This is a genomic window from Bartonella grahamii subsp. shimonis (assembly GCF_036327415.1).
GTDB classification, from domain to species: Bacteria; Pseudomonadota; Alphaproteobacteria; order Rhizobiales; family Rhizobiaceae; genus Bartonella; species Bartonella shimonis.
On sequence record NZ_CP123961.1, the window covers coordinates 1,691,942 to 1,705,460 of the forward strand.

Annotated in this window: 25 protein-coding genes; all 25 read right to left on the reverse strand. The window is 41.9% G+C overall.

The window, feature by feature from the left end; genetic code table 11:
- Positions 1-13: 13 nt before the first annotated feature.
- Positions 14-382: a 30S ribosomal protein S13 gene (gene rpsM / locus QHG57_RS07415; RefSeq protein ID WP_330167756.1), complete on the reverse strand. Its 369-nt coding sequence runs from the start codon at positions 380-382 to the stop codon at positions 14-16.
- A 178-nt stretch (positions 383-560) separates the two neighbouring features.
- Positions 561-1,139 carry an adenylate kinase gene (locus QHG57_RS07420; protein ID WP_330167757.1) on the reverse strand — a complete coding sequence of 193 codons (579 nt, stop codon included), beginning with the start codon at positions 1,137-1,139 and terminating at the stop codon, positions 561-563.
- The gene (gene secY, locus QHG57_RS07425) at positions 1,136-2,482 is read right to left on the reverse strand and encodes a preprotein translocase subunit SecY (RefSeq protein ID WP_330168830.1); all 1,347 of its coding nucleotides are present in this window, start codon (positions 2,480-2,482) and stop codon (positions 1,136-1,138) included. Before secY ends, QHG57_RS07420 begins: the two co-directional genes overlap by 4 nt.
- 162 nt (positions 2,483-2,644) lie before the next feature.
- Positions 2,645-3,112 carry a 50S ribosomal protein L15 gene (gene rplO, locus QHG57_RS07430; RefSeq protein WP_330167758.1) on the reverse strand — a complete coding sequence of 156 codons (468 nt, stop codon included), beginning with the start codon at positions 3,110-3,112 and terminating at the stop codon, positions 2,645-2,647.
- A 20-nt stretch (positions 3,113-3,132) separates the two neighbouring features.
- On the reverse strand, positions 3,133-3,339 hold the full coding sequence (gene rpmD, locus QHG57_RS07435) for a 50S ribosomal protein L30 (RefSeq protein ID WP_015856573.1): 207 nt from the start codon (positions 3,337-3,339) through the stop codon (positions 3,133-3,135).
- 31 nt (positions 3,340-3,370) lie between these two features.
- Complete coding sequence (gene rpsE / locus QHG57_RS07440; protein ID WP_330167759.1) at positions 3,371-3,919, reverse strand: 30S ribosomal protein S5; 549 nt, start codon at positions 3,917-3,919, stop codon at positions 3,371-3,373.
- A gap of 110 nt (positions 3,920-4,029) precedes the next feature.
- On the reverse strand, positions 4,030-4,392 hold the full coding sequence (rplR, locus tag QHG57_RS07445; protein WP_330167760.1) for a 50S ribosomal protein L18: 363 nt from the start codon (positions 4,390-4,392) through the stop codon (positions 4,030-4,032).
- A 12-nt stretch (positions 4,393-4,404) separates the two neighbouring features.
- A complete protein-coding gene (rplF, locus tag QHG57_RS07450) occupies positions 4,405-4,938 on the reverse strand; it encodes a 50S ribosomal protein L6 (protein ID WP_330167761.1) in 534 nt (177 codons plus the stop codon).
- A 39-nt stretch (positions 4,939-4,977) separates the two neighbouring features.
- Positions 4,978-5,376, reverse strand: a complete 399-nt coding sequence (gene rpsH / locus QHG57_RS07455; protein WP_330167762.1) for a 30S ribosomal protein S8 — start codon at positions 5,374-5,376, stop codon at positions 4,978-4,980.
- Between the two features lie 14 nt (positions 5,377-5,390).
- Positions 5,391-5,696 carry a 30S ribosomal protein S14 gene (rpsN, locus tag QHG57_RS07460; protein WP_005773283.1) on the reverse strand — a complete coding sequence of 102 codons (306 nt, stop codon included), beginning with the start codon at positions 5,694-5,696 and terminating at the stop codon, positions 5,391-5,393.
- A gap of 24 nt (positions 5,697-5,720) precedes the next feature.
- Complete coding sequence (gene rplE, locus QHG57_RS07465) at positions 5,721-6,278, reverse strand: 50S ribosomal protein L5 (RefSeq protein ID WP_330167763.1); 558 nt, start codon at positions 6,276-6,278, stop codon at positions 5,721-5,723.
- Positions 6,271-6,585: a 50S ribosomal protein L24 gene (gene rplX / locus QHG57_RS07470; RefSeq protein WP_015856579.1), complete on the reverse strand. Its 315-nt coding sequence runs from the start codon at positions 6,583-6,585 to the stop codon at positions 6,271-6,273. Before rplX ends, rplE begins: the two co-directional genes overlap by 8 nt.
- Before the next feature lie 12 nt (positions 6,586-6,597).
- Positions 6,598-6,966, reverse strand: a complete 369-nt coding sequence (gene rplN, locus QHG57_RS07475; RefSeq protein ID WP_330167764.1) for a 50S ribosomal protein L14 — start codon at positions 6,964-6,966, stop codon at positions 6,598-6,600.
- A 160-nt stretch (positions 6,967-7,126) separates the two neighbouring features.
- Entirely contained in the window at positions 7,127-7,351 is a 225-nt protein-coding gene (gene rpsQ / locus QHG57_RS07480; protein ID WP_330167765.1) for a 30S ribosomal protein S17, read from the reverse strand.
- 11 nt (positions 7,352-7,362) lie between these two features.
- A complete protein-coding gene (rpmC, locus tag QHG57_RS07485; RefSeq protein WP_330167766.1) occupies positions 7,363-7,563 on the reverse strand; it encodes a 50S ribosomal protein L29 in 201 nt (66 codons plus the stop codon).
- 12 nt (positions 7,564-7,575) lie between these two features.
- A complete protein-coding gene (gene rplP, locus QHG57_RS07490) occupies positions 7,576-7,989 on the reverse strand; it encodes a 50S ribosomal protein L16 (protein WP_015856581.1) in 414 nt (137 codons plus the stop codon).
- A 36-nt stretch (positions 7,990-8,025) separates the two neighbouring features.
- Positions 8,026-8,736, reverse strand: a complete 711-nt coding sequence (gene rpsC / locus QHG57_RS07495; protein WP_015856582.1) for a 30S ribosomal protein S3 — start codon at positions 8,734-8,736, stop codon at positions 8,026-8,028.
- Positions 8,736-9,125 carry a 50S ribosomal protein L22 gene (rplV, locus tag QHG57_RS07500; protein ID WP_330167767.1) on the reverse strand — a complete coding sequence of 130 codons (390 nt, stop codon included), beginning with the start codon at positions 9,123-9,125 and terminating at the stop codon, positions 8,736-8,738. The genes rpsC and rplV overlap by 1 nt, the downstream gene beginning before the upstream one ends.
- A 2-nt stretch (positions 9,126-9,127) precedes the next feature.
- The gene (rpsS, locus tag QHG57_RS07505; RefSeq protein WP_004855734.1) at positions 9,128-9,406 is read right to left on the reverse strand and encodes a 30S ribosomal protein S19; all 279 of its coding nucleotides are present in this window, start codon (positions 9,404-9,406) and stop codon (positions 9,128-9,130) included.
- Positions 9,407-9,421: 15 nt separating this feature from the next.
- A complete protein-coding gene (gene rplB, locus QHG57_RS07510) occupies positions 9,422-10,255 on the reverse strand; it encodes a 50S ribosomal protein L2 (RefSeq protein ID WP_330167768.1) in 834 nt (277 codons plus the stop codon).
- 21 nt (positions 10,256-10,276) lie between these two features.
- A complete protein-coding gene (locus QHG57_RS07515; protein ID WP_330167769.1) occupies positions 10,277-10,570 on the reverse strand; it encodes a 50S ribosomal protein L23 in 294 nt (97 codons plus the stop codon).
- Complete coding sequence (rplD, locus tag QHG57_RS07520; RefSeq protein WP_330167770.1) at positions 10,567-11,187, reverse strand: 50S ribosomal protein L4; 621 nt, start codon at positions 11,185-11,187, stop codon at positions 10,567-10,569. Before rplD ends, QHG57_RS07515 begins: the two co-directional genes overlap by 4 nt.
- 2 nt (positions 11,188-11,189) lie before the next feature.
- Positions 11,190-11,927 (reverse strand): 50S ribosomal protein L3, encoded by a 738-nt coding sequence (gene rplC, locus QHG57_RS07525; protein WP_330167771.1) that lies wholly within the window; start codon positions 11,925-11,927, stop codon positions 11,190-11,192.
- 27 nt (positions 11,928-11,954) lie between these two features.
- The gene (gene rpsJ, locus QHG57_RS07530; RefSeq protein WP_005773267.1) at positions 11,955-12,263 is read right to left on the reverse strand and encodes a 30S ribosomal protein S10; all 309 of its coding nucleotides are present in this window, start codon (positions 12,261-12,263) and stop codon (positions 11,955-11,957) included.
- Between the two features lie 61 nt (positions 12,264-12,324).
- Positions 12,325-13,500, reverse strand: a complete 1,176-nt coding sequence (tuf, locus tag QHG57_RS07535) for an elongation factor Tu (protein WP_330167429.1) — start codon at positions 13,498-13,500, stop codon at positions 12,325-12,327.
- Positions 13,501-13,519 lie beyond the last annotated feature (19 nt).

Below are 13,519 nucleotides of genomic sequence, written 5' to 3' on the forward strand. Positions count from 1 at the left end.
TCCACAAAGGCCCTTATTTCTTCTTACCGGCAATTGCCTTAGCTGGCCCTTTACGTGTACGAGCATTCGTATGTGTACGCTGCCCTCGAACAGGCAAAGACCGGCGATGACGCAATCCTCGATAACAACCAAGGTCCATCAAACGCTTAACATTCATAGCAACCTCACGACGAAGATCACCTTCAACTTGATAGCCCTGATCTATCGCCTCACGAATCTGCAGCACCTCAGCATCTGAAAGTTCATGCACACGACGCCCCAAGGGAATGCCAACTCTTTCAACAATTTCTTGAGCAAATTTTGGTCCAATCCCGTGGATATATTGAAGCGCAATAATTACACGCTTATTTGTCGGGATATTGACGCCAGCAATACGAGCCACGCCTACTCTCCTTAGTTATTTTGACAAATTGTTATAAAGTACCTGATATACCTTACAGAAAAAAACAGACTCAGAAAAAAATCCTTCCGAATCCTCTTATTTCACTAAAATAAATTAAATTTGTTTTTGATAGATTTTATCTCAAAAGTCAACTCTTTTCATTTATTTCTAAAAAATCTCATGAAAGAAAATCCCTAATCACACGTGTCACTTCAGCAATACCAATCATTCCATCAATGACCTTCAACATTCCCCTCTCTGAATAAAATTTTGATAAGGGAGCTGTTTTTTCACGATATTCTGTTAATCTCTTTGCAAAAGCAACAGGATTGTCATCTAAACGGACCTGTCCACCAGCCGCTATTGTTTCCTCAACGCGCTTCTTCATACGTTCAATCAACACGTCTTCATCAACACACAACTCAATAACAGCATTAAGCCGTGTATTTTTTGACTGCAAAATCTGTTGTAATGCTTCTGCCTGCCCCACAGTTCGCGGATATCCATCCAAAACAAAACCGTTTACACAATCAGTTCCATCAATCCGATCTGATACGATTTGGTTAACAATACTATCAGGAACCAAAGCACCAGAACTTATAACAGCTTTAGCTTTTTTACCAATCTCCGTTTCTTTGGCAATCACCTCACGCAACATATCCCCTGTTGATAAATGAGGAATGTTATATTCCTCAGTCAACATTTTTGCTTGCGTACCTTTTCCTGCTCCAGGAGGACCTAAAAGAATAACTCTCATCGATTCCTTCTACCTCCACGAAGTTTTGATTTTTTTATCAACCCTTCATATTGGTGGGCAACAAGATGCCCCTGAATTTGAGCAACCGTATCAAGTGTAACAGTAACAACAATCAACAAGGACGTTCCCCCAAGATAAAAAGGAACCTGTAATGCAGATATCATAAATTCAGGTAATAAACAAACCAAGATAATATAAACAGCGCCCACAACAGTAATACGCGTCAAAACGTAATCAATATATTCGGCTGTACGCTCACCTGGACGAATCCCTGGAATAAAACCAGAATGTTTTTTCAACTGATCCGCAGTATCACTTGGATTAAACACAATAGCTGTATAAAAAAAGCAAAAAAACGCCATTAAAAATGCATAAACAATCATATAAAGCGGCTGTCCATGACCAAGAGCATAAGAAATCGTCTGAACCCATTGAGGCATTTTATCAGAAAAATTATTAATAGTGGCAGGTAATAATAATAAAGATGAAGCAAAAATAGGTGGAATAACACCAGCAGTATTCAACTTTAAAGGAAGATGCGACATATCTCCTTGAAACATTTGATTACCGACCTGACGTTTCGGATATTGGATAAGAATTCGCCGTTGCGCACGCTCTATAAAAACAATAAGCCCAATAACCAAAACAGCAATAAGGATGATTCCTATTAAAAGAAAAGTTGATAAATCAGCCTGACTATGAGCTGTCAAAAGTTGAGCAAAAGTAGAAGGGAAATTGGCTACAATCCCCGTAAAAATGATAAGAGAAACCCCATTACCAACACCACGTGACGTAATTTGCTCGCCAAGCCACATGAGAAACATGGTTCCCCCAACGAGTGTAATAACAGAAGAAATACGAAACATAAGACCTGGCTCTAAAACAATTTGAAGCCCTGTCCCTATACCGCTTTCAAGCGCAACCGCAATACCAAAAGCTTGTAGAATTGCCAATACTACTGTTACATAACGCGTATATTGATTGATAATCTTACGACCTAATTCCCCTTCTTTTTTAAGAGTCTCCAAAGAAGGAATAATAGATGTTAACAATTGCACAATAATAGATGCCGATATATAAGGCATAATACCCAGCGCAAAAATAGCCATACGCCCAACGGCACCTCCAGCAAACATATTAAAGAGTCCTAATACACCCGACGCATGATGTTCAAATGTTTGCCGCAAAGCATCGATATTAATACCTGGAAGAGAGATGTAAGTACCAAAACGATATACAAGAAGTGCAGACAGAGTAAACCAGATGCGTTTCTTTAATTCAGTTGCACGCGAAAAGGTACCGAAGTTTATATTGGAAGCAAATTGCTCTGCTGCTGATGCCATAAAACGTCTCCACTTCACACTCCAGTTCTTTAAATCACAGAAGTATAACCCTAAAATTCATATATGCATACACAAATAAATGCAGAATTTAAAAAATTCTTCACAAAAGATCCCACAGAAAAGATGTAATTCTTCTTTAGGTCTCTACTCATATTAAAAAAATTATCGAGCAATATCAGGAAAAATAATCTGACCACCCACTTTTTCAATCTTAACACGAGCAGCTTGTGAAGCACCAGAAACATGAAAAGTAATCTTAGCCTTCAAATCGCCATCAGAAAGAAGACGAATCCCATCTTTTTCACGACGAATAATACCAGCCTCTTTCAGAGCAATCATATCAACAGGCTTTTCAATATTCAACTTACCTGCATCAACTGCTAACTGAATACGTCCTAGTGAAACTTCATTGTAGGTTTTGGCAAAGAAATTTCTAAATCCACGTTTTGGCAAACGACGATAGATAGGCATTTGCCCACCTTCAAAACCATTAAGGGAAACACCAGACCGCGACTTTTGCCCTTTTACACCACGACCACCAGTCTTACCCGTACCGGAACCAATACCACGCCCAACACGCTTACGATTTTTTGTTGCGCCTTTGCAATCACGCAGTTCATTGAGTTTCATATCTAATACTCCCGCAACCCTTAACCTTCATCTATAACGCGAACAAGATGCCGAACCTGAGCAATCATACCCCGCACACAAAGTGTATCATCTAAAACGCGCCGACGACGCATTTTATTTAGTCCAAGCCCCTTTAAGGTTGCACGCTGAATCTGTGAATTTCGAATAGGGCTTCCTATTTGCTCCACCGTGATAGTTTTACCACTCTGCGATTTTTTCTGAACCATTTCCTAATTCCTTTTCTGATAATCTCAGAAATTATCCTTCTAGGTCAACCAAATAGCGACGACGCGCCTGCAAAGTAGAGTATTTTATACCACGTTGAGCAGCAATATCTCTAGGATGCATTTGATGTTTCAATGCATCAAATGTTGCACGAACCATGTTATAAGGATTCGACGATCCTAGTGATTTTGCAACAACATCCTGCATACCAAGAGCTTCAAAAATAGCACGCATCGGCCCCCCAGCAATAATACCAGTACCAGCAGAAGCCGAACGTAGCAAAACACGCCCAGCTCCGTGACGACCTTCAAGATCATGATGCAATGTCCGTCCAGACCGAAGCGGAACATAAATCATCCCACGTTTTGCAGATTCCGTTGCTTTACGAACGGCTTCTGGAACTTCACGGGCTTTACCATGTCCAAAACCCACACGCCCTTTTTGATCTCCAACGACAACAAGAGCAGCAAAACCAAAACGCCGACCACCCTTTACAACTTTCGCAACACGATTGATATGAACTAACCTATCGACAAATTCATTATCGCGTTCTTCTCTCTCACCACGCTCTTTTTGTGCCATTCCTCATTCCTTTTTCTTTTCCGGAAGCACGATAACAAGTCCCTCATCAAACTGGAAGAACTTAAACGAAATACCCTAAACTCTCTTTACTCATTCATAAATAAGAAGTTTTAGAAATTCAAACCACCTTCACGAGCAGCTTCAGCTAAAGCTTTAACTCGACCATGGTACACATATGCTCCACGATCAAAAACCACCTCATTAACACCCGCCTGCTTCGCACGCTCAGCAATTAACTTACCAACAGCAAAAGCTGCTTTTTTATCAGCACCACTCTTTAGCGACTTTTTTAAATCACTTTCAAGAGTAGAGGCTGAAACAAGTGTACATCCCCGCAAATCATCGATAACTTGAGCATAAATATTCTGATTTGAACGATAAACACTAAGCCGAGGACGTTCATGAGAAACCATTTTAATTCTACGACGAACACGCCTTGCACGACGTTGGATAATGTCCTTAGATGAAACCATAATACAAAATCCTTATTTCTTTTTACCTTCTTTACGGAAGATACGTTCATCAGCATGCTTAACACCTTTACCTTTATAGGGCTCAGGCCTACGATACTCACGAATCTCCGCTGCAACTTGTCCAACTTGCTGTTTATCAATTCCAAAAATAACAATTTCTGTTGGCTTAGGAACAGTTACAGTAACACCCGATGGAACTTTATAAACCACATCATGCGAAAAGCCTAGAGATAGTTGAACATCCTTACCCTGCAAAGCAGCACGATAACCAACCCCATTAATCTCCAACCTCTTTTCAAAACCATCTTTCACACCACAAAAAATGTTCTCAATCATTGAGCGCGACATACCCCATTTAGAACGTGCATCTTTTGACTGATCCCGCGGCATAACTGATATGATATTTTCCTCAAACTTGACTAAGACTTCATCATTGACGACGTAACTCAGCTCACCTTTTGGACCTTTTGCTTTAACCAGCTGACCTTCGACAGTAGCAGTAACTCCAGAAGGAATTGAAATGGGTTTCTTTCCAATACGAGACATTGTTCTAACCTACTTTTTCTTCCGTTTTCTTGACATAACTTAGAAAACACGACAAAGGAGTTCTCCACCAACATTCTGTTCGCGCGCCTCATGATCTGCCATGACACCTTTAGGAGTCGATAAAATCGAAATACCAAGGCCATTAGCCACCTGTGGGAGCGACTTAGCAGAAACATATACACGACGACCTGGCTTTGACACACGTGAAATCTCACGAATAGCAGCCAACCCTTCAAAATACTTCAATTCGATTTCAATTTCAGCTTTCCCATCACCTAAATCAATTTGATTATATCCGCGAATATAACCTTCCGACTGAAGAACATCAAGAACGCGCACACGAAGCTTCGAAGCTGGAGTAACTACTTTACCTTTTTTACGACCAAGTGCATTACGAATACGTGTTAACATATCACCAAGAGGATCTGACATAGACATTAAATAATCTCCTCTTACCAACTAGACTTTACAATACCAGGAATATGGCCAATAGAGCCAAGCTCACGCAACGCAATTCGCGACATTTTTAATTTACGATAATAAGCCCGCGGACGACCCGAAACCTCACAGCGATTACGAATACGAACTTTCGAAGAATTACGCGGCAACTCTGCCAACTGAACAGAAGCTTTAAAACGTTCTTCAAGAGAAACCTTCTGATCCATAACTATTGCCTTCAAACGTGCACGACGGGCAGCATAACGCTTTACCATCACCTCACGACGCTTATTTTTCTCAACGGCACTCACTTTGGCCATAATTTCACCTCACTACGTTTGCCGTTACGAGCGAAAAGGAAAATTAAAAGCACGCAATAACTCACGGGCTTCATCATCCGTTTTTGCTGTCGTACAAACAATAATATCCATGCCCCAAATTTGATCAACTTTATCATAGTTGATTTCTGGAAATACAATGTGTTCTTTAATACCCATAGCAAAATTGCCACGACCATCAAAACTCTTCGGATTTAAACCACGAAAGTCACGAACCCGCGGAAGAGCAATCGTAACAAGACGATCTAAAAACTCAAACATCCGATCTTTACGCAATGTAACTTTAGCCCCAAGAGGCATTCCTTCACGAACCTTAAAGGTCGCAATAGAATTACGCGCACGCGTAACAACAGCCTTCTGACCTGTTATTAGCCCTAAATCCTCAGCAGCAAGGGAAGGCTTCTTCGAATCAGCAGTTGCTTCACCTATCCCCATATTTATTACAATTTTATCAATCCGCGGAATTTGCATCGCGTTTCTGTAATTAAACTTCTCTTGAAGCGCTTTACGAATCACTTCAAAATAATGCACTTTCATACGCGGCACTTGTCTTTCCTCAGCCATTAATCAACTCTCCCGAACGCTTGGCAAAACGCACTTTATTACCATCTGCATTCATACGAAAGCCTACACGTGTAGGCTTACCATCTTTAGGATCAGCAATCGCCAAATTAGACAGATGAATCGGAGCTTCTTTAGAAATAATTCCAGCTTCTTGCTTCTGCGTTTGACGTTGATGACGTTTAATCATATTAATCCCACGAACAAAAGCCTTATTCTCTTTTGGACTAACTTTAATTACTTCACCACTACATCCTTTATCCTTACCGGATAAAACAACAACTTTATCACCTTTTCGAATCTTCTGCATAACATTTACTCCTTACAGAACTTCAGGAGCGAGCGAGATGATCTTCATATGATTCCTAGCACGCAATTCGCGGGGAACAGGTCCAAAGATACGAGTACCGATCGGCTCTTTTTTATTATCCACTAAAACCGCAGCATTACTATCAAAACGAATGACACTACCATCTGCGCGACGAATATCCTTAGCAGTACGGACCACAACAGCTTTCATAACATCACCTTTTTTAACACGGCCACGCGGACTAGCATCCTTAACCGAAACAACAATAATGTCACCGACCGAAGCATATCTCCGCTTTGAACCGCCTAACACCTTGATGCACATGACACGACGAGCACCAGAATTATCAGCAACGTCGAGGTTTGTTTGCATCTGAATCATGACTGGCCACCTTCTCTCAACATATATATCCAATTGTACCTTTTATACACTCGGATTTGCCTGCCAAATAACGATAAAGCCATCGCCTTTAAATTTATCAATGATAAAACACTGTTAAATTCTAAAACAATAAACTTAACTCATTACACTACATTGTCTTTTACAACACAACCCAACATTTATCTTTCGAAATTGGCCTAGATTCTTGAATAGAAACTTGATCCCCAATCTTGGATTGGTTGTTTTCATCATGCGCTTTATAATTTTTAGACTGCCGAACAGTCTTCTTAAGAAGCGGATGAGAATAACGGCGCTCAACTTTGACAACAACAGTTTTATCACTTTTGTCGCTAATAACAACACCCTGCAAAACGCGTTTAGGCATCTCTTATTTCCTTAAACCTTACTTTCACTTAATCTTTGACGAAGAAAAGTTTTAATACGCGCAATATCACGACGAACTTGTCTAACGCGCGCAGTCTTTTCTAATTGACCTGTTGCTTTTTGAAAACGCAAATTAAATTGCTCTTTCTTTAACTTAGCCAATTCATCTTTCATTTGGTCGAGCGTTTGCGCCCGTAATTCTGTGGCTCTCATCGCTTAACCTCATTATTCAGCAATACGCTGGATGAAACGCGTTTTTATAGGCAACTTTGCAGCACCCAACCTTAGTGCTTCACGTGCAACATCCTCAGGAACTCCATCAAGCTCAAACATGATGCGTCCAGGAGCAACACGTGCAGCCCAATAATCGACACTTCCCTTACCTTTACCCATACGAACTTCTGTCGGTTTAGACGTAACCGGAAGATCTGGAAAAATACGAATCCACACACGACCAGAACGCTTCATATAACGTGTAATCGCGCGGCGCGCCGCTTCAATTTGACGAGCAGTAATCCGCTCCGGCTCAACAGCCTTCAAACCGTAGGCACCGAAATTCAAATCCGTACCACCCTTCGCAACACCGTGAATACGGCCCTTGAACTGTTTACGGAACTTTGTGCGCTTTGGCTGCAACATTGTTCTCTACTCCAAATTTTAGTTCAATCTCAAAAACTAAGCATTTTCACGGCGACGATTCGATGAAGAACCAGATTGATCAACTTCCGTAGCACGACGTTCTGAAGCCATCGGATCATGCTCAAGAATCTCACCCTTAAAGACCCAAACCTTAATACCACAAATACCATAAGCGGTCTTAGCTTCTGCTGTACCGTAATCAACATCAGAACGCAAGGTATGAAGTGGAACACGACCTTCACGATACCATTCCATACGAGCAATTTCAGCACCACCAAGACGGCCAGAACAATTGATACGGATACCTTCCGCACCAAGACGCATAGCAGACTGAACAGCACGCTTCATTGCACGACGAAAAGCAACACGACGCTCTAACTGTTGAGCAATTGATTGTGCAATAATCGTCGCATCAATCTCCGGCTTACGAATCTCCACAATATTCAATGAAGTTTCAGCATCCGTCATTTCTGAGAGCTTACGACGAAGCTTTTCGATATCAGCACCCTTTTTACCAATAATCAAACCAGGACGTGCAGAATGAATCGTAATACGACACTTTTTATGAGGACGCTCAATAACAACCTTAGAAATAGCCGCCTGTTTAAGCTCCTCAAGCACATACGAACGAATTTTCAAATCTTCATGAAGAAGGCGCCCATATTCACCACTATCAGCATACCAACGAGAGTCCCAGGTCCGATTAACACCAAGACGAAGTCCTATTGGATTTATCTTCTGACCCATTACGCGGCCTCCACTTTTTCGGTAACTTCACGAACAATAACAGTAAGATGCGAAAATGGACGTTCAATTCTACTAGCACGCCCTCGACCACGAACATGAAAGCGCTTCATCACTATCGACTTACCAACAAAAGCTTCCGCCACAATAAGCGAATCAATATCAAGATCGTGGTTATTCTCTGCATTTGCAATTGCTGATTCAAGCGTTTTTTTCACAGTAGCAGCAATACGCTTGCGTGAAAACATTAAATCAGCGAGTGCCACATTAACTCTTTTACCACGAATCATTGCAGCAACTAAATTAAGCTTCTGCGGACTAACACGAATTGTCCGCGTGACAGCTCTTGCTTCATTATCTTTAAGCTGGCGCGAAACTCTAGCTTTTCCCATTCCTACTTCCTCTTCGCTTTTTTATCGGCACCATGACCATAATAAGTCCGGGTAGGAGCGAACTCACCAAACTTATGTCCAACCATCTCTTCAGAAACAGAAACAGGAATATGCTTATTACCGTTGTAAACACCAAAAGTTAAACCAACAAATTGTGGTAAAATAGTAGAGCGACGACTCCATATTTTTATAACTTCATTACGCCCACTTGCACGTACCTTCTCTGCTTTACCAAGAAGATAGCCGTCAACAAACGGACCTTTCCACACTGAACGAACCACTTCAGACTACCTTTCTCATTTCTTGCGTTGATGACGCGTACGCATAATAAATTTATCAGTGGCTTTATTGGAGCGCGTACGCTTACCTTTCGTTGGTTTACCCCAAGGAGATACTGGATGACGCCCCCCCGATGTACGACCTTCACCACCACCGTGCGGATGATCAACGGGGTTCATAGCAACACCACGAACATGTGGACGTTTACCACGCCAACGTGACCGACCTGCCTTACCATCATTAATATTCCCATGATCAGGATTTGAAACAGCGCCAACAGTTGCAAAACAGCTACTAGGAACCAAACGCTGCTCACCAGAATTTAAACGAAGGATAGCCATACCCTGATCTCGTCCAATCAACTGCGCATAAGTACCTGCTGAACGTGCAATTTGCCCCCCTTTTCCTGGTTTCATCTCAACATTATGAATAATTGTGCCTACAGGCATATTACCAAGAGGCATAGCATTACCTGGTTTAACATCCACATTTAAACCAGCCATAACAGAATCACCAACCGCAAGACGCTGTGGCGCAAGAATATAACTCAATTGCCCATCCTCATAGCGAATTAAAGCAATAAAGGCGGTACGATTCGGATCATATTCTAAACGCTCAACCTTCGCTGAAACATCACGTTTAAGACGCTTAAAGTCGACAAACCGATAACTACGTTTATGTCCACCACCCTGAAAACGAGCAGTAACACGACCACGATTATTACGTCCACCCTTTGAAGACAAACCCTCTGTCAACATCTTCACAGGTTTTCCCTTATAAAGACAAGAACGTTCCACAATAACAAGCTGACGCTGCCCAGGTGCCGTTGGATTAAATTGCTTAAGTGCCATTATTCCTATCTCCGAGCCTCTTTAAAGACCTGTCGAAACGTCGATAACCTGACCACTGGCCAGAGTTACGATCGCTTTTTTGACATCACTCTGCCGACCAACTATACCTTTGAAACGTTTCACTTTACCCTTACGGACTATCGTGTTAACTGCTTTAACTTTTACGCTAAAAAGCGCTTCAATAGCAGCCTTAATCTCAGGCTTCGTCGCTTTCGGCGCGACATTAAAAGCAACTTGATTATATTCAGAAATCATAGTCGACTTTTCAGTAATAACTGGGCTAATAATTATATCATAATGGCGAAGATCTGTCATTTAAAACGCTCCTCAAGAGCCTCAACAGCTGCCTTTGATAAAACAAGTTTGCTGCGACGCAAAATATCATAAACATTAATTCCCTGAATAGGCAAAATATCAATATCAGGGATATTAGAGGCTGCACGAAAAAAATTAATATCAATCTCTTTACCACCAATCAAGAGAGCGTTATTAAATCCAAGCTTAGAAAAATGAGAAACAAGCATTTTCGTTTTAGCATCCTTAACAGTCAACTCATCCACAATAATTAAATCTTTTGCTTTTAATTTTGCAGATAAAGCAAGACGTAACCCAAGAGCACGAATCTTTTTAGGAAGATCATGCGCATGACTACGAACCACCGGTCCATGTGCCTTACCCCCACCTCTAAACTGTGGTGCACGTGCAGATGAATGTCGAGCACGCCCAGTTCCCTTTTGTTTAAACATCTTTGCCCCCGTTCGTGACACATTAGAACGACCTTGGGATTGATGACTTCCCTGCTGACGACGCGCAAGCTGCCAACGAACAACACGTTGCAAAATATCCTCACGCGGAACAAGATCAAAAATAGCTTCAGAAACCTTTAATTTGCCAGCTTCATTACCATCAAGAGTTTTAATTACAAGATCCATTATTAGGCTCCCTCAACTTCAGAGGTTTCCGTCACCGGAGAAACCATTTCCGTTTTCTCCTTCACAAGACGGCGGATACCAGCAGGCTTCGGAGCATTATCAGGAAGACGCTTTTTCACAGCATCCCGCACCAAAATCCAAGAACCTTTAGAACCAGAAACAGCACCACGCACTAAAATTAAACCACGCTCAATATCAGTGGAAATAACTTCAATATTCTGTGTTGTTACACGCACTTGCCCCATATGGCCAGCCATTTTCTTCCCTTTAAAAACTTTACCAGGATCTTGGCACTGACCTGTAGAACCATGAGCACGATGTGTGATCGAATTACCGTGAGAAGCACGATGCCCACCAAAGTTATGCCGTTTCATAACACCAGCAAACCCCTTACCAATACTGGTACCAGTCACATCAACTCTTTGTCCTGGAACAAAATGCTCCACCGTAATTTCCGTACCAACATCAAGAAGATTGTCGGGACTCACACGAAACTCAGCTATTTTGGCTTTAGGCTCAACAGAAGCCTTAGCAAAATGTCCACGAAGAGCTTGTGAAATATTCTTAACCTTAGCAAAGCCTACACCTAATTGAACAGCAGTATAACCATTCTTTTCAACTGTACGCTGAGCAACGACTTGACAATTCTCCAAACGAAGTACTGTCACCGGCACATGCTCACCAGCATCATTATAAATACGGGTCATGCCCAGCTTCTGTGCTATTACACCTGAACGCATCGGGTCTGTTCCTTCTGTCCTCAAACCTCAGAGCTTAATTTCTACATCCACACCAGCAGAAAGATCAAGCTTCATAAGCGCATCCACTGTTTGCGGCGTTGGATCAACAATATCAAGAAGACGTTTATGTGTTCGCATCTCAAATTGCTCACGACTCTTCTTATCGATATGCGGTCCACGATTAACCGTAAATTTCTCAATCCGCGTCGGAAGCGGAATGGGACCACGGACATTTGCACCGGTACGTTTAGCAGTCGATACAATCTCACGCGTCGACGTATCAAGAATCCTATGATCAAACGCTTTCAAGCGAATGCGAATATTTTGACTGTTCATGCTCTTTATTTCCCTGTTATACAAAGTGCCTTCAATAATCAAAGCACTCAACAAGCATTATTTATTCAATGATCTTAGAGACGATACCGGCACCAACAGTACGACCACCTTCACGAATAGCAAAACGAAGTTTCTCTTCCATCGCTATCGGAACGATCAACGAAACATCCATGGCAACATTGTCGCCTGGCATAACCATTTCCGTTCCTTCTGGAAGAGTAACAATACCTGTAACATCTGTCGTACGGAAGTAAAACTGAGGACGGTAGTTCGTGAAAAATGGTGTATGACGTCCACCTTCATCTTTTGTCAAAATGTAAGCTTCTGCTTTAAAACGTGTATGAGGCGTAACGGACCCTGGCTTCGCCAATACTTGTCCACGCTCAATTCCTTCACGGTCAACACCACGAAGCAGAGCTCCTATATTATCACCCGCTTGACCTTGATCTAAAAGCTTGCGGAACATTTCAACGCCTGTAACTGTCGTCTTAGACGTTGGACGAATACCGATAATCTCGATTTCCTCTCCAACTTTAATAATACCACGCTCAACACGACCCGTAACAACGGTTCCACGACCCGAAATCGAAAATACATCCTCTATCGGCATCAAAAATGGTTGATCAACTGGACGTTCAGGAGTTGGAATATAATTATCAACTTCACTCATTAAAAGACGAACAGCATCTTCACCAATGCTTTTATCCTTATCCTCAAGAGCTGCCAACGCAGAACCCTTAACAATTGGTATATCATCGCCTGGAAAATCATATTTGGATAAAAGTTCCCGAACCTCAAGCTCTACAAGCTCCAAAAGTTCTGCATCATCAACCTGATCAACTTTATTAAGAAAAACAACAATCGCTGGAACACCAACCTGACGCGCAAGCAAAATATGCTCACGTGTCTGAGGCATTGGACCATCAGCCGCCGAAACAACCAAAATAGCACCATCCATCTGTGCTGCCCCTGTGATCATGTTCTTTACATAATCAGCGTGTCCTGGACAATCAACGTGCGCATAGTGACGATTTTCTGTTTCATACTCAACGTGTGCTGTAGAAATAGTAATTCCGCGTGCGCGTTCCTCTGGGGCAGCATCAATTTGGTCATAGGCTTTAAATTCACCAAAATATTTCGTAATCGCTGCTGTCAACGAGGTCTTCCCATGATCAACGTGACCAATCGTACCAATATTAACATGCGGTTTTGTTCGTTCAAACTTGCTCTTCGCCATCTGAGCTCTCCATTTTCCG